Below are 22754 nucleotides of genomic sequence, written 5' to 3' on the forward strand. Positions count from 1 at the left end.
GGAGCGAAGCCATGGCGATCAAACAAATAATAAAACGCACCAGTGGCTGGCTTTACCTCAATTCCCCGGTGGGACGCAATCAGCTGCAGGGCGCCGGGGTGATCCTGATGTTGCACCGGGTGCTGGCCAACGACCGCGCCGCCGACCTGCCGCACCGCAATGAGCTGTGTGTCGGACCGAAAGCCTTCGAGCACCTGCTGGTGTGGCTGCGCCGACACTTCGATTGTGTGCCGCTGATGGACATCCTTGCGCCCACCTCACTGCGCAGCGACCGTCCACGGGTGGCACTGACGTTCGACGACGGCTGGCGCGACAACGCGGTCAATGCGTTCCCGCTGCTGCAAAAACATCAGGTGCCGGCGAGCATCTTTCTCTCCACCGATTTCATCGGCAGCCGCCAGCGCTTCTGGTGGGAAAGCCTTGGCGAGACCCTGTGGGGCAGCCATGGCGAAAAGGCCCGCATGCACTTGATCGAATACCTGCACATGATCCACCACCCGGTGCCGGTGCTGGTGGATGACATCGACGTTGATCGCCGCAGCCTGTCGCTGCTGCATTACCTGCAAAGCCTGAAAAACCTTGAACCGGCGATGCTCGAACGCCTGACTGACGAATGTCCGCCCGAAGCGCAGCCGCAAGCACTGGACTGGCATCAGGTACGGGCGCTGGAAGCCTCGGGGCTGGTGCGTTTCGGCCCGCACGGCGCCAGCCACGCGATCCTCACGGAACTGGACGATGTGCGCCTGAGCGAAGAAATCCGCCGCAGCCGCGACGCCTTGAACAACGGCTGCAACCGGCCACTGCCGGTGTATTGCTACCCCAACGGCAACAACGACGACCGTGTGCGCAAGCAGATGGCTGCCCACGATTACCCGTTCGCGCTGGGCACCGGCACCGGCATCTATCGCGGCGAAGGCGATCCACTGAACCTGCCACGTTTCGGCGTCAGCCAACGCACCGCGCGTAATCCCGAGCTGCTGTCGTGGCGTATCTTTCGTGGAAACCGGCCATGAGCCGCAGCCATTACCTCAAGCATCTGGCGCTGAGCATGGGCACCAAACTGGCGATGATCGCCCTGCGTTTGCTGCGCAACGTGTTGCTGGCGCGGATCCTCGGCCCCAGTGAGCGCGGGCTGTTTGCGCTGCTCAGCACCTTGCCCGATCTGATCAGCGCTGCCACCAGTGGCGGGTTGAATTCAGCCGTCGGTTATCAGGCCGCCAAGCAACGGCCGATGGGGCTGCTGCTGAGTCAGGTGCTGGTGTTTGGTTGCTTGCTCGCCGGCCTTTTGACCTTGTTGGTGGTAGCGCTGGTGCGTGAGTTCGGCAGTGAACTGGATGTCACCGTGCAGCTCGGTCTGCTGGCCTGGCTGTTACTGCTGGCGGTACCGCTGACCGTGCTGAAGAGCGGTCTGCTGACCCTGCACAACGCCTCCGGTGGCGTGGTCGCGTTCAACGCCTTGCGCCTGACCGAATCACTGGCGCCGCTGCTGCTGTTTCTCGCGCTGTTCTGGATGTGGAAAAGCGCGGCGCTGGAAGCGGCGCTGATCAGTTGGCTGGCCGGGATCAGCCTGGTGGTGCTGGCCGGTTGGGTCTGGCTCAAACGCGCGCAACCGCTGCACCTGCAATGGGATCGCGCCAGCCAGAACGAACTGCTGCGCTACAGCGCGCGCAGCCATCCGGACCTGCTGTTCCAGCAAGTGATTCTGCGCTCGGATTACCTGTTCATCGGCGCCCTGCTCGGCAGCACCGCGCTGGGGCATTATGCGATGGCCAGCGCCGCCGCCGAACTGCTGCTGATCGTCCCGGAAGCGGTGACCACGCCGCTGATGAAACGCCTGTTGCAACAAGACGAAGGCATGGACAAGGTCACCCCGCTGGCCCTGCGCCTGACCGCCACGGTGATGCTCGGTGCGTGCCTGAGCATGGCCGTGATCGGCAACTGGCTGATCGTCACCCTGTTCGGCATCGCTTACCAACCGGCGTATCCGGCGCTGCTCGCCTTGCTGCCGGGGCTGCTCGGGCTGTGCTACGCGAGCATCCTGCGTCTGGACCTGCTGGGGAAAAACCGCCCCGGTACGGTGTCGCTGCTGATGGGCCTCGGCGCCCTGCTCAACCTGGCGCTGAACCTGGTGTTGATTCCGGCCTACGGCATCGTCGGTGCAGCGGCGGCATCGTCGATTGCCTACCTGGCCGTGACCGTGGCGATGCTGGTGTTGTACTGCCGTTTAAGCGGCGTGGCGTTTTGGCAAACCCTGATCATCCTGCCCAGCGATGTCGCGCCGATGTGGCAGATGCTGCACCGGAAGGCCGTATGAAAGGCCTGCTCCTGCTGCTCGGTCTCGGCCTGTCGCTGGACGCCTTTGCCGCGTCGATGCGCTGGGGCGAGATCCGCGACGGCAGCCTGTATCTGCAAGCCGATCGCCCGGACACCGTGACGGTGCGTTGGACCCCGGCGTGGCAGGCCGAGGCCAACGAAGAGCATCTGTACCTGCTCGACGGCCAGGGCAAACTGCAGGGCGAACGCTTGATCAAGGCCAGCGAAACCCGTGGCAGCCAGAGCTGGCCGCTGCTGCCGAGTGCCGCCAGTTATCGTCTGGAAATTCCTGGCTACAGCTTCCGCAATTATCGGGTCGAACACGATGAGCACACCGTGGCGCTGTTCGAGCCGGCCAAGGTGCATTTCAGCGCGCAGACACAGAACGGCGACGAGTTGTATTTCAAGGTGGCGCCAGGGGAACACGCGGTGCTGGCCGGCAAGTTTCATGGCGGGGTCAACGCGCTGCAGGCGCAACGGGTGGGCGATGATCAGCCACTGACGCTGGCGCTCAAACCCTATCGCGCCTACTGGCAGTTCGATCAACTGGCGTTGCCGGTCAGCGAACGCGAACAGGTCTGGCGCCTGCGTCTGCAAGGCAGCGGCAAAGCGGCGTTCTGGCTCGACGGCACGGCCAATCGGTTTGCGCAGACTGCGCAGCAACTCAAACCTGTGCGCGAAGAGACCGGCCAGATCCACCTGACCCTGCACGACAAAATCCTCGGACGCACGCCGGATCTGGGCATCGCCCTGCCCTATGTGATGCCGCCCGCCAGTAGCCATGCGGTGCTGGATGCGTTGAAAGCGACCGCCGCCAGTTACTACAGTTTTGTCGATGTCACGGCGAAGAATCCGCACTTCGAAGACGCGTTCCGCAAGGTTTATCAGGAGCGCTTCGGCATTCGTCAGGACATCACCCTGCTCGCCGGCAGCCAGCGTCAGGCCGATCTGCGCGCCGATGTGCAAAGCAATGGCGGGCTCGACGCGTGGCTGGCCAGCACCCGCGCCTTGGGCGGCAAAGGCACGCACTACATCGGTTTTGCCGATGAGCCGAACCTCAACTATTCGAGCTTCGAGCAATACCGGGCGATTTTCGCCAGCATGGCCAGGCAAGTGCGCAGCGATCCAGCGAATGCCAGGGCCGGCGTGCGCATCGCCATGCCGGCCAGTTCGCGGCTGGTCAACGGGCCGTTCGCCGATAACGCGGCAGACAAGCGTGGCATCGACTGGGCGCGGCGCTTGCTCGGTGAATCCGCCGAGCAGATCGACGCGCTGGCGTGGCACGAATGGATGATCCGCGACCTGCTCGCCACCCGGGTCTACCGCGACAGCGTGCGCCGCGCTGCCGAACTGGTTGGCTTCGACGCTCGCGGCCAACCGCGCAAGGCTCTGCTGCTGGATCAGACCAACCTGTCCAGCGGCTCCAGCCTCAGCCCCTACGATCAAGAAACCCGGTACGCCGCGCTGTGGTGGACGTCGGTGGTGATCAACGCTTCGCAGGACGGTTTGCTGAGCATGCTCAACTGGTTTCAGGCCGCCGATGAGCCGGAATACCCCAAAGGCATGATCCGGGTCCTGGGCGCTGAGGGTTTCGAGCTGAAACCGGTGGGGCTGGCCCAGCAGTTCATCGCGCAGCACTGGCTGCATCAGGTGCTGTGGCTGGAGAACGACGGCTTCGAAGTCGATGTGCTGGCGATGGCCGGCGACGACCAGCGTGGCCTGCTCGGTGTGAACAAGGGCACGCGTTTGCAGCGGGTCGACCTGAGTGGTGCCAAGTGCCCACTCAACAACGGTGCGTTGCGTTACTTCGGCGCAGACAACCGCAGCCGCGACGCACCATTTGCCTGCCGCGAAGGACGCGTCAGCTTCGACTTGCCAGGGCAAACCCTGTTCGCGTTGAGCTGGAGCGCGTCATGAACCCGAATTTCAGACAATGCATGGCGAAAACAAAATTGTGGCGAGGGAGCTTGCTCCCGCCGGGCTGCGAAGCAGCCCCAATACTTGCGACCCCATTGGCGACTGCTGCGCAGCCGAGCGGGAGCAAGCTCCCTCGCCACAGTCGTTCGCCCTGCGATATCGCCGGAGTACAGAACATGGGTACCGTCAGCAAACTCAGTCAGCACATCAAACAAAAAGGCCTGCGCGCCACCCTCGCCAAGGCGTGGAAGCACTACGTATTTTTCCATCAGGAACTGCTGTGGATGGAGCGCGATCTGGTCAGTCCAGTGCCACCGCACAGCCTCAAACCGTACCCGCCGCTGCGGGTGGTAAAAATCACCGCCGACAACGCCAGCGCCTTTGCCCGCTACTTCGGCGACCGCGTCGGGACCATGGCCGAGCTGGCCAACGAAGGGCACACCGGGCACATGCACCTGGACGATCAGGGCGATGCCGTGGCGTTCATCTGGGGCAGCGCACGGGACTACTTCGACCGGCATTACTACGGATGCCTGTTCCCGGTAAAACCAAGGGAATTCTTCGAGTTCGGCGGCGAGCTGACCCGCGCCTACTGGGGCAGCGAACTGTCGGTAGACCTGCAGCTGGAACTGTGGAAAGCCATGGCGGCCCAGGGCTGCGACAAGGTGGTGGACGTCTGCGAATTCCACAACATCCCGGCGCTGAAACTGCATTTGCGCATGGGGTACACCGAGCAAGGCCGGATCATGAACGTCTACACCCTGTTCGGTCGCTGGCGCTTCTACCGCGAAACCCGCTACAGCGGCTCGCGGCTGGATGCGCTGCGCAAACCGTCCCGTCCACCTGTCACAGCAACGGCGGCCTGAATCTATGGTGACGCGATTCGAATGGTGCACTTCGCTGTGCGCCGCCGATTTCCCGGCAGTCGCCTATGAGGCGCTGCGCCTGCGGGTGAGTGATCACACGCCGTTCAACCAACTGGGCTGGTTGTGCGCGGCAGAGCAGGCACTGAGCGCGGGCGAGAGCCTGCACATCCTGCTCGGTTGGGAAGCGGACGAATTGCGCCTGTGCCTGCCACTGGTGGCGGGCCGCGAGCGCTTTGCCGGCGTGCCGTTTCGCGTGTTGCATCACTTGGGCCATCCACTGGCGGACCGACTGGCGCTGCTGTCGTTGCTCGAGGGCGATGACATGCGCGAAGCCCTGCGCCTGATCCGCCGACACCTGCCGCACGCGCTGCTGCAACTCAACGAGTTATCCGAGCCTGCGGGTGAAGAAAGCGCTCTCACCCCATGGATGGCCCACAGTTCGACGGGCGAACGCCGTCTCAGTTGTCGGGTGCCGGTGCATCTGATCAGCGAGGCGGATCATCAGGAGGTCTCCGGTGACCCGCGCTACAAGCTGCGCCGGGCGCGCAAACGGATTGCCGCGTGTGGCGCCCTGGTGCGGCGCATTACCCCCGACGCGCTGAGCATGGGTCCACTGTTGCGGGCGATCAGCGAAGTCGAAGCGGTGAGCTGGAAAGGTGACGAAGGCGTGGGGATCTTCGCCAGCGAGCGCAGTCGGCAATGGATCGAACGCGCCTTCACCGCCCTCGCCGGCCAGGGCCTGGTGCGGGTGGTGACGCTGGAACTCAACGGGCGTTGCATCAGCTATCGCCTCGGCTTGCTGGAACAGGGTCGACTCTACGATTACAACCTCGCGTTCCTGCCGCAATACGCCGATCTGGGCAGCGGTCGGGTGTTGCTGGAGGAATGGATTCGCTGGGGGCTGGATGAGCACTGGCGCTGGATCGATGCCTCGCGGGTCAGCCTGGAAAACTCCAGCCACCAGTTACACGAGCGCATGACCGGCCAACTGGAACACTGGCGCTGGAGTTTCTATTCCTGGCGCCCCAGCGGGATATTGCTGGGGCTGGGGTTGCGCCTCTGGCATCGCTTGAAACCGACGGTGCAGCAATGGCGCGCGCGACGTGCGGCCAGACCGGCACCCACACCTGTCGTCATCACCACGGAGGGCGATCATGCCTCGCCAAGTCATAGTCAACGCTGACGATTTCGGTTTGAGCCCGAACGAAAACGCGACGATCTTCGCCGCGTTTCAGGCCGGGGTCATCAGCTCGGCCACGGCCATGGCCAACATGCCGGCATTTGAGGCGGCCTGTGTGATGGCCCGGCATGCGTCGCTGCAAGGTCGGGTCGGGTTGCACTTCAATCTGACTTACGGTCGGCCGCTGAGTGCTTCGATTCTGCGCAGCCGAACCTTTTGCGACGGGCATGGCGTGTTCGATCTGAGCCTGCCACGCCATAGCCTGTGGCTGAGTCGCGAAGATCGCGACGCAGTACGAGAAGAGTTGCAGGCGCAGTGGCAGCGTTGTGTCGAGCATGGCGTACGGCCAAGCCACATCGACTCGCACCAACACGTGCACAACATCTGGCCGATTGGTGAAATCGTCGCGCGGTTTGCCGCTCAGCAAGGCGTGCCGATTCGCCTGGCGCGCAATCTGGGGCAGAACCTCAGTCTGCCAAAACGCTTGTTCAAAGGTTTGCTCAATTGGCGCTTGCAGAGTCTGGCCGGCGCCACGGCGGACTACGTGTGCACGCCAGTGGACCTGCGCAACGCCCCCGCACCGAGCGACGGCGTGCTGGAAATCGTCGCCCACCCCAATCAGCTCGACAGCGATTTCGGCGATGCCTATCTCAACCCCGGAGAATCCCTGAGCCGCGTGCTGGAGCAGCGGCTGACGGGGGTACCGCGGGTGTCCTATGCCGATTTGAACAAGGATTTTTTACGGGGTGCCGCGGCACTCGATTGATTCATTCTCACAACAGCAACATCCACCACACCGGGCCTCGGCCACGGAGGGCAACATGAGTGTTATCGAAAAGCTGCGCGAACGCATCCGTCAAAAAGGCCTCGGCCGTCTCTTCGCCACCCTGTGGAAACGCTACGTGTTCTTCCACTGGGAGCTGCTGTGGATGGAGCGCGACCTGGTCTCCCCGGTGCCGCCGCACAAGCTGCGCCCCTACGAAGGCTTGCGCAAAGTCGATATCACCCCGCTGAACACCGGGGCGTTCGCCAAACACTTCGGCGATCGCGTCGACACCATGGCCGAACTCGCCGCCGAGGGTCACACCGGACACATGTACCTCGATGCCGACGGCCACGCGGTGGCCTTCATCTGGGGCAGCATTCGCGACTACCACGACCGCCACTATTACGGCTGCTGGTTCCCGGTGAAACCTGGCGAGTTCTTCGAATTCGGCGGCGAAATGGCCCGGCCGTATTTCGGCACCAGCCTGTCGGTGGACGTACAAGTCGCCCTCTGGGAAGCCATGGCGGCTCAAGGCTGCGACAAAGTCGTCGACGTCTGCGAAACCCACAACATCCCGGCGCTGAAGCTGCACATCCGCATGGGCTACCACGAACAGGGCCGCGTCACCCACGTCTACGGCCTGTTCGGCCGCTGGCGCTTCTACCGCGAAAGCCGCTATGACGGCTCACGCCTGGAACCCCTGCGCAAACCTGGGCGGCCAGTGGTGAGTGCGGCGGCGCAGGCGTGATTCAATCGTAAAAGCGATGGCGGCCATTTGGCCGCCATCGCGAGCAGGCTCGCTCCCACATTGGATTTGTGTACGACACCATCTTCGAGCCATCGCCTATGTGGCACAGGCTTGCTCAAACATTCAGAAGGGTCAAACGGGCGAAGTTGGTTCTGATTCTTTCAGCCAGACTTGAGATCTTGCCGACGCCTTCGCTGGCAAGCCAGCTCCCACAGGTGTTCAGGTGTCCTCGCTATTTTCGTGCGAACCAAAAAACTGTGGGAGTCTGGCTTGCCAGCGATGAGGCCGGTTGGATCGATGGAAAACTTCAGGCCTTGCTGGCGACCAAGGTGAAGCACAACGGCATCTGCGCCTCGCGATTCAGATACTGGTCATACACCTCCTCCCGATTCGAATGTGCATATTCCCTGAAATGCGCGATGTTCAGGCCGGCGGCGATGGCGCCGCTGAAGATCGCGCCGAGGGTGTGCACGAACCAGTAGGACTTGGCAGCCTGCTGCTCGATCTTGCCGACGTAGACAATCGGTTCTTCCTGCACGAATGGCTCGGCGCGGAAGTAGGAGCTGGCGAGGCGGTACGGGTCTTCGCCTTCAGGATCAACCATTTCCAGAAACGGATGGGTTTCATAGATCACCAGTTTGCCGCCCGTTTTCAGGGTTAACGCCACGTGGCGAAAGAACTCGCCGATGTCGGGCATCCAGTTCAGCACACCGATGGTGATCAGCGCCACGTCGAAGCGGCTGTGCAGCGCAGCCGGCAGGTGATGGATATCGCTTTCGATGAATTCAGCGTTGTACGGCGAGCGCTGGTTCAATTCGCGAGCCTGTTCGAGAAACGCCTCCGATTGATCGACGCCGACCACACTGCGTGCACCGAGAGCAAACAGCGACAGGCTTTCGCGACCGTTGTTGCAACCGAGTTGAATCAACTCTTTACCGTCCACGCCGACCTGTTCCAGCAGACCGCGCAAGGTGTCGTCGAGGCAGGAAAAATCTGCCTGCGAAACGTCATTCAACAGCGCTTGCCATTCCGCCGATTCACGGTGATGGCGAGCGGAATCGTTCCACGCCTGTCGATTGCTGTCGATGGCGGTTTTATTGTTGGGCACTTCCATGGCGCACTCCGGACGATGCTCGTGATTGAGCGGCCCCGAGTCTAGAACAGCCCAATCAATACGGTTGTTGCGACTTTGTAAGCCGCACCGCCGATCCACTGTGGGAGCGAGCTTGCTCGCAAAGGCGTCGGTCCAGCCAACATCTTCATTGCCTGAACCACCGCTTTCGCGAGCAGGCTCGCTCCTGTAGTTCGGAACGCTTACATCTGATTCAGGCGTTCACGCAGGAATTCGACCAGTGCCTGCACCGGGCGCGACGCCTGGCGATGCTGCGGGTAGACCGCCGACAGGGTCAGCGGTTCGGGCCTGTAGTCGTCGAGTACCGGCACCAGTCGCCCGTCCTTCAGCGCCGCGCCGACGATGAACGTCGGCAGATAGGTAATCCCCATTCCCTGCACCGCTGCATCCCTCAGCAGCTCGCCGTTGTTTACCCGCATGCGCCCGGTGACGTTGACCAGCAGCGGCTTGCCCTGCCCCGCGTTGAAGCGCCATTGCACCGAACGACCATGGCCGTACGGCAGGCAGTCGTGGCTGTGCAGGTCTTCGGGGTTGAGCGGTGTGCCACGTTCGGCCAGATACGCCGGGCTGGCGCAGTACACCCGTTCGATGGCGGCGATGCGCCGGGCGATCAGCGTCGAGTCTTCCAGCACACCGATACGCAACGCCAGGTCATAACCTTCGCCGAGCAGGTCCACCGGGCGATCACTCAAATCCACCTCCACCGTGACATCGCGATAGCGCTGCAAAAACAGCGGCAACAGACAACCCAGATGCGCCACGGCAAACGACAGCGGCGCGCTGAGGCGAATCGTCCCGCGTGGCTCGGCGGTCTGCCCGGCGATGCCCTGTTCGACCTGCTCCACTTCGCCCAGCAGGCGCAGCGCCGATTCGTAGTAGCTCTGGCCCAGCGGCGTGACGTCGAGGCGTCGGGTGGAACGATTCAACAGCCGCACACCGAGGCGCTCTTCGAGCTGCATCAAACGGCGGCTGACGAACTGCTTGGACAGGCCCAATTGATCAGCCGCGGCCGTGAAGCTGCCGGAGTCCATGACCTGGCAAAAAATACGCATGTCTTCGAACGGGTTCATTGTCACTCTCTGGTGGACAGTTAAACGCTTTATAGCCGCTTTTTCACTTTTCGACAGCTCATTAATCTGTGTTCACGGTTTGAAAACAGCCCGACACAACACCAACAACTTTCGAAAATGGAATTGAGCATGAACATCAAAAAAACCCTGACCGCATCCCTCCTCGCCCTCTCTATCGGCAACGCATTCGCCGCCGGCAGCCCGGGCGTCGAACACAACACCCAGGCCTTTCTCGAAGCCCTCGCCGCCGGCGGTGGCAAACCATTGGAACAGTTGAGCCCGAAGGATGCCCGTGCGGTGCTGACCGGCGCTCAGGCCTCGGTGAAGGTTGATCTGTCCGGAGTTGAAGTCAGTGACAAGGCAATCAAGGTCGACGGCCAGACGATCAACCTGAAAGTGGTGCGGCCGGCCAAGGTCAAAGGCGAATTGCCGGTGTTCATGTTCTTCCACGGCGGCGGTTGGGTGTTGGGCGATTACCCGACTCACCAACGCCTGATTCGCGATCTGGTGGTCGGCTCTGGAGCGGTCGCGGTGTACGTCGATTACACGCCGTCGCCGGAAGCGCAGTACCCGACAGCGATCAACCAGGCCTATGCGGCGACAAAATGGGTCGCGGAAAACGGCAAGCAGATCGGGGTCGATGGCAAGCGTCTGGCGGTGGCCGGTAACAGCGTCGGCGGCAACATGGCAGCGGTCGTCGCGTTGATGGCCAAGGAAAAGCAAACCCCGGCCCTGCGCTTCCAACTGTTGATGTGGCCGGTGACCAACGCCGGGTTCGATAACGGCTCGTACCAGCAATTTGCCGAGGGGCATTTCCTGACCAAGGGCATGATGCAGTGGTTCTGGGACAACTACACCACCAACCCGGACGAACGCGCGCAGATCCAAGCCTCGCCGCTCAATGCCAGCGCCGAACAGCTCAAGGGCCTGCCCGCCGCGCTGGTACAGACCGCCGAATTCGACGTGCTGCGTGACGAAGGCGAAGGCTACGCACGGCATCTGGATGCGGCCGGCGTGCCGGTGACCTCGGTGCGCTACAACGGGATGATTCATGACTTTGGCTTGCTCAATCCGCTGAACCAGATTCCCGAAGTGAAAGCGGCCGTGCGCCAGGCCGCGGCGGAGTTGAAGACGCATCTGAACTGAGGTCCCCTCACTCGCCACACCCGACGGTGTGGCGAGTTTTTTGCCTGACCACATTCTGTGGCGAGGGAGCTTGCTCCCGCTGGGCTGCGCAGCGGCCCCGAAATTGTGTGAGCGCTGCGCGCTCAAGCGGGAGCAAGCTCCCTCGCCACAACAGCGCTCATCATCGTGGAGCACATCATGCCCTTCTTCCTCACCCACCTGCTGTCCTGGAGCGCCGCCCTGCTGCTGCTCGACGCGCTGCTCTGGCACCTCGCCCCGTTCAAGCACCGCGCACCGCGGGTCGGTGTGCGGCTGGTGCTGTTTCTGGCATTCAGCGCGCTGGCCATCAATGCCGGCGTCAGTCCGTTGCAGGCTCCACTGTTTGCCGATGACCCGGTGACGCAGCTCGGGGCGACGGCGCTGGGCATTCTCTGGTGGCTGTACGCCGCGCGGGTGCTGACCGAAGTGATCGGCCTGATTCTGATGCGACGCATTGGCCACAGCGGTCGGCTGTTGCAGGACGTGATTGGCGCGCTGGTGTTTCTGGCGGCGATCGTCGCGGCCGCCGGGTATGTGCTGGAGCTGCCGGTCAAAGGCTTGCTGGCGACGTCCGGGGTGGTGGCGATCGTCGTCGGTCTGGCGTTGCAAAGCACCTTGAGCGACGTGTTCTCGGGGATCGTGCTCAACACCACCAAGCCGTATCAGGTCGACGATTTCGTGGTGATCGACGGTGTCGAGGGCAAGGTCATCGACATCGACTGGCGCGCCACGCATTTGTTGACCAGCAGCGGCACCCTGGCGGTCGTACCGAACTCGGTGGCGGCCAAGGCGAAAATCGTCAATCTCAGCCGTCCGACCAACCTGCACGGGGTCTCGATCAGCATCAAGGTGCCGAATCACATTCGCCCACGGCGGGTGCTCGACGCGCTCGACCGCACCCTGCAAGGCAGCAGCAGTCTGCTGCTCAATCCGCCGCCCAAAGCCGTGTTGAAAGAGGCCGGCGAGGAGATGTCGGAGTATGTCGCCAGCGGTTTCATCAGTGAACTGGGCAAGAAAGGCGAAGTGCGCAATCAACTGTTCGACCTCGCCCACCGGCATCTCGAAGCTGCAGGTATTTCCCGGCATCCGGACGGTGTGATCGAACCCTCGACCCGCGCCCGGGCGTTGCTCGATGAAGTGAAAGTTTTCCGCTCGTTGAGCCATGAGGAACGTGATCGCCTCGCCGAATCGATGGTCGCACAACAATACGCGGCCGGTCAGGTGGTGCTGGGGCTGGATGAAGTGCCCGACAGTCTGTTTGTCATCGCCACCGGCGTGGTCAGTGCGACCGTGCCCGACGGCGACGGCCAGACCGAGGCCGGACGCATGGGGCCAAGCGAGGTCATGGGCGAACAGAGCATCCTCGCCGATACGCCGTCGCAAGCGACGTTCACCGCACTGACGTCGAGCATCATCTACCGCCTCGACAAAGCCCTGACCCGTCAGTGCATGGAGCAGCGCAGCGAAGTCGGCCAGGCGCTGAACAAATTGCAGGCCGTGCGACAGCAGAACAGCCGGCTGGCGTTGATGGCCAAACCGGTGGCGGTGCGCAAGGGTGGTTTTCTGGGTTGGCTGCAAAAGCGCTAGCCCTGTCAAACAGGTGAACGCCAAACCTCGTGGCGAGGGAGCTTGCTCCCGCTTGAGTGCGCAGCGCTCACAAGATTTCGGGGACTGCTGCGCAGCCCAGCGGGAGCAAGCTTCCTCGCCACAGGAGGTGGTGGATTGCGCCTCTTTTTACTGCACATGAAAATGCCCGCAATCAAGCGGGCACTTTCAGTTCAAGCAATCACTTGGCAGTGAACTTGGTGTAGCTGTTGATCAGGTTGCGGTAGTTCGGCAGGCGTTCGGACAGCAGGTGCGCCAGGCCTTCCATGTCATTGCGCCAGTCACCTTGCAGCTCGCAGGCCACGGCAAACCAGTTCAGCAGATGTGCACCGGCCGCCGACATGCGCGCCCACGCCGCTTGTTGCACGGTGGTGTTGAAAGTGCCGGACGAGTCGGTGACCACAAACACTTCAAAACCTTCGGCGATGGCCGACAGGGTCGGGAACGCCACGCAGACGTCGGTCACCACACCGGCGATGATCAGTTGCTTGCGGCCAGTGGCTTTGATCGCCTTGACGAAGTCTTCGTTGTCCCAGGCGTTGATCTGGCCAGGACGTTGAATGAAGGGTGCATCCGGGAACTGCTCGCGCAGCTCAGGCACGATCGGGCCGTTCGGGCCGGCGTCGAAACTGGTGGTGAGGATGGTTGGCAGCTTGAAGAACTTGGCGATGTCGCCCAGTGCCAGCACGTTGTTTTTGAATTCGTTTGGCGAGAAATCCTGTACCAGCGAGATCAGACCGGTCTGGTGGTCGACCAGCAGCACGACCGCATCATCTTTGTTCAGACGCTTGTAGGGAACGCTCATGGGAAACTCCTCGGTGGATGGTTGTTGCGTGAGGCGCCGACCGGGTGGCCGGCGCTTTTTTGTAGTGATCAGAACGCGAAACAGGAACAGCCGAACGCGCCCCAGAAACCGGCGAAGTCACTGACCGGAGCGTTCGACAGTCGGGCTTTTTCATGGCTGTGCGCGTGCACCGCGCAGGCACCGACGCACTGATGCACCTGCGCCTGCAAAGGCGAGTTAGGGCGCCAGTGGCCCGGCACTTTGACCACCGGCGACCAGTCCGGCAGCACGGGGATCGAGCGTGGGCCGAGGTCTTCGAAATCTCCGGCGGCGTAAACGATCTTGCCGCCGACCACGGTCAGCACCGACTCGATCCACTTGATCGCTTCTTCTTCAACGTGGAAGAAGTCCGCGCTCAGCGCCGCCAGATCCGCCAGTTGCCCGACCTTGATCTGGCCCTTCTTGCCCTGCTCGGACGAGAACCAGGCGCTGCCGTGGGTGAACAATTCCAGCGCAGTGGTGCGCGGCAAACCTTCTTCGTACAACGCCAGACCGCCGACGGTGCGACCGCTGACCATCCAGTACAGCGACGTCCACGGGTTATAGCTGGAAACCCGGGTGGCATCGGTGCCCGCGCCCACCGGTACGCCTTCGGCGAGCATGCGTTTGATCGGCGGCGTGGCTTCGGCGGCTTTCGCGCCGTAACGGTCGACGAAGTACTCGCCCTGGAACGCCATGCGATTCTGAATCGCGATGCCGCCGCCCAGTGCCCTCACCCGCTCAATGTTCTGCGGGGTGATGGTTTCGGCGTGGTCGAAGAACCACGGCAGGCCGTTGAACGGAGTGTCGCGATTGACCTTCTCGAACACATCGAGCATGCGGCTGATCGATTCGTTGTAGGTGGCGTGCAAGCGGAATGGCCAGCGCTGCTCGACCAAGTGGCGCACCACCGGCTCCAGCTCCTGTTCCATGCTCTGCGACAGGTCCGGGCGCGGCTCCAGAAAGTCTTCGAAATCCGCCGCAGAGAACACCAGCATCTCGCCAGCGCCGTTGTGGCGCAGGAAGTCATCACCCTGATGCAACTTGACGCTGCCGGTCCAGTTCTGGAAATCGGTCAGCTCTTCTTTCGGTTTCTGGGTGAACAGGTTGTAGGCGATGCGCACGGTCAACTGGTCGTCTTTGGCCAGTTGCTCGATCACCTGATAGTCGTCGGGATAGTTCTGGAAACCACCGCCGGCATCGATCGCGCTGGTCAGGCCGAGGCGATTGAGTTCGCGCATGAACTGCCGGGTCGAGTTGACCTGATAGTCCAGCGGCAGCTTCGGCCCCTTGGCCAGCGTCGAGTACAGAATCATCGCATTGGGTTTTGCCACCAGCATGCCGGTCGGATTGCCGTTGGCATCGCGCACGATCTCGCCGCCCGGCGGGTTCGGCGTGTCGCGGGTGTAACCGGCAACCCGCAGTGCGGCACGGTTGAGCAGCGCGCGGTCGTACAGGTGCAGGACGAACACCGGCGTATCCGGCGCGGCCTGGTTGAGTTCTTCGAGGGTCGGCATGCGTTTTTCGGCGAACTGGAATTCGTTCCAGCCACCGACCACACGCACCCATTGCGGGGTCGGCGTACGGTCGGCCTGCTCCTTGAGCATGCGCAGTGCATCAGCCAGCGACGGCACGCCTTCCCAGCGCAGTTCGAGGTTGTAGTTGAGGCCGCCACGGATCAGGTGCAGGTGCGAGTCGTTGAGGCCGGGGATCACGCAGCGCCCGTGCAGGTCGATCACTTGCGTGGCCGAACCACGCAGGGCCATGGCCTGGGTGTCGTTGCCGACGACGACAAAGCGTCCGTCCTTGATCGCCACAGCACTGGCGAGGGGTTTTTCGCGGTCTACCGTATGAAATTGGCCATTGAACAGAATCAGATCGGCGTTCATCGCAGTTCCTTCGAGATAAGTGAAACGAAGTCCGTATCCGCCCCTTCAGCGCGGCGGATGGGCGTTGGATTCCAGGTGTTCATGGGACTGACTGGCCGCCAGCCACGGCGCGAACAAGCGAGTGGCGGCCGGCATGCAGACGTACACCACCGACAGCACGATGGTCAGGGTGATCAGGAACGTGGCGACCACATAGTTGGACAGGAATGCATTGAGTTGCAGCAGCGGTCCCCAGATCAGCGGCACCAGCAAGGTGTGCGGCAGAATCACGAACAGCGTCACGACGGCCTGCTTCCAGCGCGGTGGTGGCGTGGCAGCGTCGACCAGTGGCGTGAACCAGAATTCGTTGGCCGCATTGACCTCGGTCTGGTCGCCGTCGGCGAGCATCGGCGCGGCTTCTTCGATCAGCGCCTGACGCTGTGGGGAGTCGAGCCAGCGCTGCATCGCCTCGGTCGAGCAATAACGCAGCACGCAGGTGAACAGCGCGAGGCCACCCTGTTTACTGCGCATTACGTCCACACCCAGGTGCCCTTCTTCACGCCCCGCTACGCTGACGATATTGCGCAGCCAGGCTTCGTAGGGCTGTTCGAAGCCGGCCTTGACTCGATGCTTGACGATCAGCGTCACGGTTTCTTCGGTTCCCGGTTTTCTCAGGGACGGGGTATCAGGCATAGCGAAGCACTCCGGGCAAACGAGCATTGAGCGCCAGCCGTCCGGGCCCGGCGATCAGCACAGTGGTGAAGAGGATCAACAGCAACCAGCCGAACTGCCCTTCGGCCACACTCCATTGCGGATGCACGAGCAGCAGCGCTACCAGCAGCACAAACAGAATAGGCAAGCACGCCAGTCTCACCAGTAACCCGGCGACGATCAGCAGCGGACAGAGGACTTCGGCGAAGATCGCCAGGATCAACGTGAGGTGAGCACCGAGATGGAACGGGTCTTCGATGAGTTGCAGTTGCGCGGTGAAGTCCAGCAGCTTGGGCAAGCCGTGGACGAACAGTAGAAACAACCCGCCGGTCACCCGCAGAAACAGCAGGCCGAGGTTTTGCGCCCGGTCATTGCGTTGTACAGCGTTCATGGGCTCACCCTTGATCAATCATTGCCGGTAATGGTGCAACGATTGATCCAGGGGAAATTGGATGGGTGTGCTCTCTTTGCCTTGGAACGGTCGGGCTACAGTGGTGCTTCAGCCTTCAACTGCAGATTATCCAGCGCCCGGTTCACCGCCAACGCACCGAGCATGATCCATTGCGCGATCCACAGAAAAACGAGCCTTCATCGCTGACACTTGTAAATAGAACATTCATGTGTCACTTCAATAGCCCCCAAAGGAAGTGTCCATTCCCGCTGCTGGCTCTCCAGGTGCAATCTGATCATCGGGGTTATAACTGAACACGTTAGTATCTGATGCCTCCATATCGACTTTTACTATCGGCAAAAATCGACCTGTCGTCTGGAAGTAATCGTGTTGACCAAACTGAGCCTGCAACAAGCCCTTGCTGGTGTAGTGGCCCTTGAGGCTGTAGTAAAAAGCTTCAAGCGGAATCTGTAAGGGTATGTCCTGAGGCCATGTTTGAATCATGACCTCATTCCATCCATCGCCATTCGGCACGCTGGGGCGAACATCGATGTTAAGTTGAAACTGTTCAGGATCAATATTGAAAGCACAACTTGTGCGCGGCTGTGCGGCATAGAGAGCAGCCCAACTTTCTACACTAGTGACACCCCGTTCGTCGCACATCTGCCCCCGAACTCGACAGGTGTCTTCTACTGGACGGGCTGTAGCTCCGTCAAAGGGATAGGCACACATTACTCTGAGAGGAGTTGCCGCCGGTGCGAAGCTTTCACGAACAATAAAACCCTGTTGATATACCGGCTTTTTCAAGTTTGCGTCCTTGCGCAAATAGGTAAATGAAACCCCATTATTGATGACAGAACCCGGACTGGGATTCCACATATGGTAGCTTGTGGAGGCTTTGGTTCCCCTTATCAATACACCATTGCAATGAAATGCCGTTTTACCGCCTGAACAAGTTTTACTGGTATTCATGTATCTCGCATTGAGCTGAGCAGCCACTTGATAACCGACATAGAGCTGATCTTGTTGATTGAAGCCAAATACTTTATCGGGTGCCAAGTCGAGAGCCAAACGTAATATGGGCAACCAATCGCCGGTGGCCTTGAAGTAGTCACGTTGATCTTTTTGAGCTCCCGCTAATGCTCCTTCATGTGTCACGTCATAAAAAAGCCCCAGAATCGGCATTTGCAAGGGTGCGCTGGCCTCCCAGTTGCGAATCTGTACTTGGGTGGGACGGGCTGACCACGCGGCATCGATCCCCTGATGAGCTATCAAACTTGCCTCAAATGTTTGTGGTTCTTGACTGCTGAATGAACATTGAGCTGCCGGCTGCCAGTCATGTTGTCGAAAATGTTCGATCCAACTCGCCGAATCATTGACCCCCAGGCTGGCACAGGAGCTTGGATCGGTCATTGCCGCGGCAGTCGACACTTTCCATCCGCAACCAAATTCGGGATGCGCCGCTTGCAGAGGTAACTTGAATGGATACGCACAAAGCAGTTCCAGGTCCTTGCCTTGGCCGATAGCCGTGAATCCATCGCTGAACAAAACTCCATGTGCTGCATCGAGTGTTCGTGTACTGAGATCGGAGCGCAAGTAAACAAAGCTTTCCGCCCCCAGTTGGGACGACACCGCATCATGCTTCCAGAACTCTCCCTCTGACGGGCTTCCACGCGCCAGTACACCGCTACAGAAAAAGGCCGGTTTATCCCCCGGACACATTCGAGTGTTGTATTGAAAACTGCGATTGAGCAACTGTGCAACTTCCGGTCCCGTGACTCCCTGAGCGTTCGCGGTCAGTAGCGTAAGAATCAGGAATGCAAGACATCCGAAGACCTTCGATTGCCTTGCCAATAGAAAGAAGTGAAAAGGTGAGCAGACAGTGTTTCCCGATATTTGAAAACTCATGACGAAAACTCCTGCCAACAAAAGAGGCGACGGAGCATTTAGACTCGAGATGAGAGGGGTTGGCTACTGTCAGAAATTACAGGTTTTGTCCTATTCCGACAAAAGGCTCGATCGAATAATTACCTTCGATGTATCTCGTGCAAAAAGTTCGCTCGGCGAAAGCCGAAAGGCCTTGTGGCTTATCGCACGCAACCACAATACCTTTGAACACCGCGCTAAACTGCCGGCATATCCAGCGACACCGACATGAACTGACTGATCCGCGACCGCCGCCAGCGCTCCGCCGGGTCGTTGTCATGCACTCCGCTCCACGCCATCGACAGTTGCGCCGCATCACCGCAGGAGTGCACTGTTGATTCGACGGGGATACCTCACAACCCGCTGGAATGATTGTCCGGCAACGCACAACATCGTGCCCGATCAGAATCACTGGCCAGGCACGTGCAGCAACCATTCCATCACTCTATTCAGGCTTCAACATGCCGGATATCCGCCCAGGCTGCGGCTTGTAATACTGATTGTTCACATTCCCCCCCCAAAGCACATAGCTACCATCCCTACGCCGTGCTGCAAACGATGGGTCATTGTGAGGGGGGGTTGGAGGAGGCACCTGATAAAACGGGTAACGCTTGATCGAATAAAGTTCAACAACATCTCTGCTCAGGTATCCAGCCAGCTCCGGGGGGATTGGCGGAATCTCGCCCGCGTCCTCCATGGCCAGAGTCGCCCCCCAGACAATGACCGCGCCGTAAACGCCGCCCTGGGTGGCAACCACACCGTATGCACCATTTGTGCTGTACACGCCGGTGATTTTGCTGGCCATCAATGCCTGCCTCACCCCGGAACCAAATGCCCCGCCGTGCGTATTCATGCCCCAGGGTATGACCGCTTGGGTCCGACCATCAGCATATTGGCTCACCAGAAAAAAGCTCAGGTCATTTGCGTAAATTCTGACCTCGCCTGGAATCGTGATTGCACGGCTACCCACATGACTGCAGGCATAGCCGGGATGGGGATTCATCTCCTTGATCACCGCTTCGATCTCCCTGCGAGTGGAATCGGTTATTGAGGCTCCACCGTAGCGTTGCGCCCCCCAGGACTCCGCCTCGCCACGTTCAGTAACCATACAGAAAGCCCAGCGTGATGCCTTGCACAGCATTACTCCGCCCCGCGCTGCGATCAACGATGCCGTCGCAGACATCAACCCTCCCTCCCCATCCACCCCCCAACTGACGGCCTTATGTCTATCGTGAGTAATCGCACAAAATGCTGTCGTAGACGCTATAACCGAACTCACGCCACCGTCGTCAATTATCGCCTCATACTTACTCGATGGAATCGCCCCTCCGTCAGCAGCTTTTCCCCACGTCGCGATGCTGCCGTCGCGGCTGATCGCACAAAAAGAAGCGGCAGCGGCAATAATTCGATCAACAAACATACCATTGAGGAGTACTTGAGCCTGGGCACTTATTGAACCTCCATTAGTTTGATTCCCCCACGCGTAAACCTTTCCGCCTTGGGTTCGCACCGCAAACGCATTTTCCGTAGCATGAATGGCGACAGGTTCATCAAAACGCAGAGCTCCCTGGATTTGCTCGGGAATAACATCACCGGAGTTTCTCAAACCAATAGCACCGATTCTATTGGCATCACCTGTAGCGTTTTTATAAATGAAAGCAAAGCAGACACGGTTACTGTATACCGATTTGATATCCGTCAATTTGACTGAGTGATTGGCGGGAATGTTGGCACCCCAGACCAACAACTGATTGCTTTCCCCATTATCAACTAACGCTGCAAAATCTTTTTCAGTCGTGAACATTCGGGCCGCTGGATTGTTTTTCAAAAAGTTAACGATGTCAGGTGGTACCGGCAGGCCCCATCCCGTTTGACCTTCAAAATAAATATCCTGGGTGTCCGGGTCTATCAGGCCAAACGCGCCTCCCGTCGATACAAACACTCGATCCTGGGGTTCCGCACCATAAAAGGAAAAATTACCCCACTGTTTCAAAAAACTGTTCTCATTTTCTTCTGTACTGATCCCTTGAAATCCGGAGGTCACTTCTTTGGCGGCAGAGCTCACTTCTTCGCCCACCTCTCCTGTTGCGGAGACTGGGGTAACGCCAAATATGATGGTCCGATCGGTGTAGGCGTTCTTGATTTTCAAGTCGATAGCTACCCCCTCCGGCGCCTCGATTGGCATGCCATTGAGATACCACTGGTAGCGAGAGCTGCCTTCTGGATTTTCATCAGCATTTTGGTAGCGATAGCTGCCACGCAAGTAACCACCCATTACCGGATCCCCGATGATGATGACGTCACGTGCAATAGGTTCGGCTTTAGTGCTCATCTCGAAATCCTCTAGATTGATCAACCGCGTTCCTGCGGAATATCAGCTGTTTCTTTCGGGTTCGAACTCTTCCTGTTTGACGTGAGCTCCCCACGTCACGAATTTGTTGTTCGACTTGCGGGCGGCAAAAGCAGCCGGGACAGTAGCTGTCGAGGGGGCAGGCATCGCCTGGATGGTATAAATTTCGACTACGCCACTGCTTAATGCACTACGTAGTCCAGTCGGTATTAGTCCACCGTCCTGCGACGACCGCCCCCATGCAATCACAACGCCTTCGGTTGTGCCTTGGTCTACGATCGCCGCGAAAGCGCCATTGGTGTTGTAAATCTTGCGAATCCTGCTGGCCATCAGCGTTTGCTTGATATCACTTGGCATCGTGCCGCCCACCGCTGCCAGCCCCCATGAAATCAAACTTTTAGTGCGGCCATCGGCATGTCGACTGATCAGCAGGAAGCTTGCATCGTTGCGCAACAACTCAATCGTCTCCCCATCCTCCAATGCAAGATTGGAAGAGACTCGGCTTTGAGCGTCATTAGCAAATCTGGCGCCACTGAACATTGCCTTGATCTCAGATTCGACTCCATCTTGTTCAAGCGATGCCTGGGCATTCAATGGCAAGTCGAACGATTCGCCATCAGCACTTTGAGCGGGAATTGCGCCTCCCCCGTGACCGACTGATCCCGAAGCAGCGGCTTGCCCGGTTTCATTGATAAAACAGAAGGCCCATGGAGTGGCAGCACACAGCACCAGATTGCCACGAGCAGCAAGAGTGGCAGCCTGCTCTGACAACACTCCACCGTAAGCCGCCAATCCAAAAGTCGCTGCTTTCCGGCGCCCCTGAGTGATAACAATAAAAGCACTATCGTTGGCAATGACATTGAGTGCCCCACCATCGTCATAGATTTTTTCCAGAGTTGCAGCGGAAATGACGCCGTTTAATCCCCATGCGATGATGTCTCCGGAGGCTGTCAATGCACAAAAAGCCGTACGTGAAGCAACGATTCGATTAACTTCCATACTATTGAGTAGTGTCTGTACCTCGGCTGGAATTGCACCTCCGTTTGCGGCGTTGCCCCAGGTGTAAACGCGCCCGCCCTCTGTTCGCACCGCGAAAGCATCTATCGTTGCATATATGGCCATTGGGCGATCAAACATTAGTTTGTTCTGTATCTCAACAGGAACTACTCCACCTTTTGCAGCGGGTCCCACCGCACCAATCGTATTCTCTCCGGGTTGTCGATTCTTGTAGATAAATGCCAATGAGGAACCGTTGTTGTAAACCGACTGGATATCTTGAAGGTCAGGAAGCGATACGGGCATATCGGTTCCCCATACGAGCAATTGATTATGATCCTTGTCAACAGGGACTAGCGCCCCAAAGCTTTTCTCGGTAGTAAACATCGTTATGGCAGGATTGTTTTGTAGGTATGTTGCCAACTCCGGCGGAATAACGCCCCCAAAGCTTTGCGTACCCATGACGGATACATTCTGCGTCACTCTATTCTTTAGGGCGAACGCGCCAGCGGTCGAAGTAAAGACCCCATCCTTGGGGCCATTTGCATGGAAAGCGAACTGCCCGCGTTGTTTCAAGAAGCTGCCTTCACTTTCTTCGTCCGATATATTCTGAAATCCATCCCGAATAACTTTTATGGGATCAGAAGTGTACTCGACACCCGTCTCCCCGGTTGCGGCGACAGGCTTAACCGAAAAAACAAGATCTTTTTCCGCATGTTCGGCCTTCAATGTCAGATCAACGGAAGTTGCGATAACGCTTCCACTGACACCACCGCTATACCAGCGAAATATCGACTCCCCCTCTGGATTTTCATCAGCGTTCTCATAAATGTAACTTCCGCTGAGTGTTCCACCTACCAAGGGCTCACCCATAATTGAAACTTGTTTTACCGTGGGAATTGCATTCACATTACGTTTCATCGCGATA

At 59.5% G+C, this 22754-nt stretch carries 18 protein-coding genes and 1 pseudogene; 9 read left to right on the forward strand and 10 right to left on the reverse strand.

Annotated elements, in window-relative coordinates:
• The first annotated feature begins 11 nt into the window (after nt 1-11).
• The 7 genes from B1722_RS14715 to B1722_RS14745 all read left to right on the forward strand — a co-directional run bounded on the left by B1722_RS14715 (nt 12) and on the right by B1722_RS14745 (nt 7790).
• Nucleotides 12-1013: a polysaccharide deacetylase family protein gene (locus tag B1722_RS14715; protein ID WP_086793140.1), complete on the forward strand. Its 1002-nt coding sequence runs from the start codon at nt 12-14 to the stop codon at nt 1011-1013.
• Entirely contained in the window at nt 1010-2314 is a 1305-nt protein-coding gene (locus B1722_RS14720) for a lipopolysaccharide biosynthesis protein (RefSeq protein ID WP_041066252.1), read from the forward strand. The genes B1722_RS14715 and B1722_RS14720 overlap by 4 nt, the downstream gene beginning before the upstream one ends.
• Complete coding sequence (locus B1722_RS14725; RefSeq protein WP_086793142.1) at nt 2311-4230, forward strand: hypothetical protein; 1920 nt, start codon at nt 2311-2313, stop codon at nt 4228-4230. The genes B1722_RS14720 and B1722_RS14725 overlap by 4 nt, the downstream gene beginning before the upstream one ends.
• A 176-nt stretch (nt 4231-4406) precedes the next feature.
• Complete coding sequence (locus B1722_RS14730) at nt 4407-5096, forward strand: GNAT family N-acetyltransferase (protein ID WP_041066246.1); 690 nt, start codon at nt 4407-4409, stop codon at nt 5094-5096.
• Nucleotides 5097-5100: 4 nt separating this feature from the next.
• Complete coding sequence (locus B1722_RS14735) at nt 5101-6279, forward strand: GNAT family N-acetyltransferase (RefSeq protein WP_086793144.1); 1179 nt, start codon at nt 5101-5103, stop codon at nt 6277-6279.
• A complete protein-coding gene (locus tag B1722_RS14740; protein ID WP_041066240.1) occupies nt 6251-7042 on the forward strand; it encodes a ChbG/HpnK family deacetylase in 792 nt (263 codons plus the stop codon). Before B1722_RS14735 ends, B1722_RS14740 begins: the two co-directional genes overlap by 29 nt.
• Nucleotides 7043-7097: 55 nt before the next feature.
• Entirely contained in the window at nt 7098-7790 is a 693-nt protein-coding gene (locus B1722_RS14745; RefSeq protein WP_041066238.1) for a GNAT family N-acetyltransferase, read from the forward strand.
• Between the two features lie 307 nt (nt 7791-8097).
• Here the strand turns inward: B1722_RS14745 and B1722_RS14750 are convergent, their stop codons facing one another.
• Both B1722_RS14750 and B1722_RS14755 read right to left on the reverse strand, forming a co-directional pair.
• Nucleotides 8098-8904 (reverse strand): class I SAM-dependent methyltransferase, encoded by an 807-nt coding sequence (locus B1722_RS14750; protein ID WP_086793146.1) that lies wholly within the window; start codon nt 8902-8904, stop codon nt 8098-8100.
• Between the two features lie 200 nt (nt 8905-9104).
• Entirely contained in the window at nt 9105-9992 is an 888-nt protein-coding gene (locus tag B1722_RS14755) for a LysR family transcriptional regulator (protein WP_041066230.1), read from the reverse strand.
• Nucleotides 9993-10121: 129 nt separating this feature from the next.
• Here B1722_RS14755 and B1722_RS14760 point away from each other — a divergent pair, with 129 nt between their 5' ends.
• Nucleotides 10122-11138 (forward strand): alpha/beta hydrolase, encoded by a 1017-nt coding sequence (locus B1722_RS14760; RefSeq protein ID WP_086793148.1) that lies wholly within the window; start codon nt 10122-10124, stop codon nt 11136-11138.
• Between the two features lie 177 nt (nt 11139-11315).
• Complete coding sequence (locus B1722_RS14765; protein ID WP_041066224.1) at nt 11316-12743, forward strand: mechanosensitive ion channel family protein; 1428 nt, start codon at nt 11316-11318, stop codon at nt 12741-12743.
• Between the two features lie 199 nt (nt 12744-12942).
• Here B1722_RS14765 and ycaC read toward each other — a convergent pair whose 3' ends face one another.
• The 8 genes and pseudogenes from ycaC to B1722_RS14800 form a co-directional block, all read right to left on the reverse strand.
• Nucleotides 12943-13566, reverse strand: coding sequence for an isochorismate family cysteine hydrolase YcaC (gene ycaC, locus B1722_RS14770; RefSeq protein ID WP_041066222.1), 624 nt, complete (start codon nt 13564-13566; stop codon nt 12943-12945).
• A gap of 68 nt (nt 13567-13634) precedes the next feature.
• Nucleotides 13635-15473, reverse strand: a complete 1839-nt coding sequence (locus tag B1722_RS14775) for an amidohydrolase (RefSeq protein WP_086793150.1) — start codon at nt 15471-15473, stop codon at nt 13635-13637.
• A gap of 45 nt (nt 15474-15518) precedes the next feature.
• Complete coding sequence (locus B1722_RS14780) at nt 15519-16145, reverse strand: antibiotic biosynthesis monooxygenase (RefSeq protein WP_041066216.1); 627 nt, start codon at nt 16143-16145, stop codon at nt 15519-15521.
• Entirely contained in the window at nt 16138-16554 is a 417-nt protein-coding gene (locus B1722_RS14785; RefSeq protein WP_041066213.1) for a DoxX family protein, read from the reverse strand. Before B1722_RS14785 ends, B1722_RS14780 begins: the two co-directional genes overlap by 8 nt.
• A gap of 237 nt (nt 16555-16791) precedes the next feature.
• A complete protein-coding gene (locus tag B1722_RS29060) occupies nt 16792-18462 on the reverse strand; it encodes a hypothetical protein (protein ID WP_140396019.1) in 1671 nt (556 codons plus the stop codon).
• 215 nt (nt 18463-18677) lie between these two features.
• Nucleotides 18678-18797: pseudogene (locus B1722_RS29065) on the reverse strand (LysR family transcriptional regulator); the annotation flags it as partial.
• Between the two features lie 128 nt (nt 18798-18925).
• Entirely contained in the window at nt 18926-20812 is a 1887-nt protein-coding gene (locus tag B1722_RS14795) for a hypothetical protein (RefSeq protein ID WP_140396020.1), read from the reverse strand.
• A gap of 42 nt (nt 20813-20854) precedes the next feature.
• The gene (locus tag B1722_RS14800) at nt 20855-22747 is read right to left on the reverse strand and encodes a hypothetical protein (protein WP_086793153.1); all 1893 of its coding nucleotides are present in this window, start codon (nt 22745-22747) and stop codon (nt 20855-20857) included.
• Nucleotides 22748-22754 lie beyond the last annotated feature (7 nt).

Source organism: Pseudomonas sp. SCPG-7 (genome assembly GCF_002156405.1).
Classification (GTDB): Bacteria; Pseudomonadota; Gammaproteobacteria; order Pseudomonadales; family Pseudomonadaceae; genus Aquipseudomonas; species Aquipseudomonas parakoreensis.

Bases quoted from the DNA above. Each gene is read 5' to 3' on its own strand.
- B1722_RS14745 (WP_041066238.1), top strand. From the start codon at position 7,098: ATGAGTGTTATCGAAAAGCTGCGCGAACGCATCCGTCAAAAAGGCCTC.
- B1722_RS14755 (WP_041066230.1), bottom strand. From the start codon at position 9,992: ATGAACCCGTTCGAAGACATGCGTATTTTTTGCCAGGTCATGGACTCC.
- B1722_RS14760 (WP_086793148.1), top strand. From the start codon at position 10,122: ATGAACATCAAAAAAACCCTGACCGCATCCCTCCTCGCCCTCTCTATC.
- B1722_RS14780 (WP_041066216.1), bottom strand. From the start codon at position 16,145: ATGCCTGATACCCCGTCCCTGAGAAAACCGGGAACCGAAGAAACCGTG.
- B1722_RS14785 (WP_041066213.1), bottom strand. From the start codon at position 16,554: ATGAACGCTGTACAACGCAATGACCGGGCGCAAAACCTCGGCCTGCTG.
- B1722_RS14800 (WP_086793153.1), bottom strand. From the start codon at position 22,747: ATGAAACGTAATGTGAATGCAATTCCCACGGTAAAACAAGTTTCAATT.
- B1722_RS14715 (WP_086793140.1), top strand. From the start codon at position 12: ATGGCGATCAAACAAATAATAAAACGCACCAGTGGCTGGCTTTACCTC.
- B1722_RS14730 (WP_041066246.1), top strand. From the start codon at position 4,407: ATGGGTACCGTCAGCAAACTCAGTCAGCACATCAAACAAAAAGGCCTG.
- B1722_RS14750 (WP_086793146.1), bottom strand. From the start codon at position 8,904: ATGGAAGTGCCCAACAATAAAACCGCCATCGACAGCAATCGACAGGCG.
- B1722_RS14775 (WP_086793150.1), bottom strand. From the start codon at position 15,473: ATGAACGCCGATCTGATTCTGTTCAATGGCCAATTTCATACGGTAGAC.
- B1722_RS14735 (WP_086793144.1), top strand. From the start codon at position 5,101: ATGGTGACGCGATTCGAATGGTGCACTTCGCTGTGCGCCGCCGATTTC.
- B1722_RS14740 (WP_041066240.1), top strand. From the start codon at position 6,251: ATGCCTCGCCAAGTCATAGTCAACGCTGACGATTTCGGTTTGAGCCCG.
- B1722_RS14765 (WP_041066224.1), top strand. From the start codon at position 11,316: ATGCCCTTCTTCCTCACCCACCTGCTGTCCTGGAGCGCCGCCCTGCTG.
- B1722_RS14725 (WP_086793142.1), top strand. From the start codon at position 2,311: ATGAAAGGCCTGCTCCTGCTGCTCGGTCTCGGCCTGTCGCTGGACGCC.
- B1722_RS14720 (WP_041066252.1), top strand. From the start codon at position 1,010: ATGAGCCGCAGCCATTACCTCAAGCATCTGGCGCTGAGCATGGGCACC.
- B1722_RS29060 (WP_140396019.1), bottom strand. From the start codon at position 18,462: ATGAGTTTTCAAATATCGGGAAACACTGTCTGCTCACCTTTTCACTTC.
- ycaC (WP_041066222.1), bottom strand. From the start codon at position 13,566: ATGAGCGTTCCCTACAAGCGTCTGAACAAAGATGATGCGGTCGTGCTG.
- B1722_RS14795 (WP_140396020.1), bottom strand. From the start codon at position 20,812: ATGAGCACTAAAGCCGAACCTATTGCACGTGACGTCATCATCATCGGG.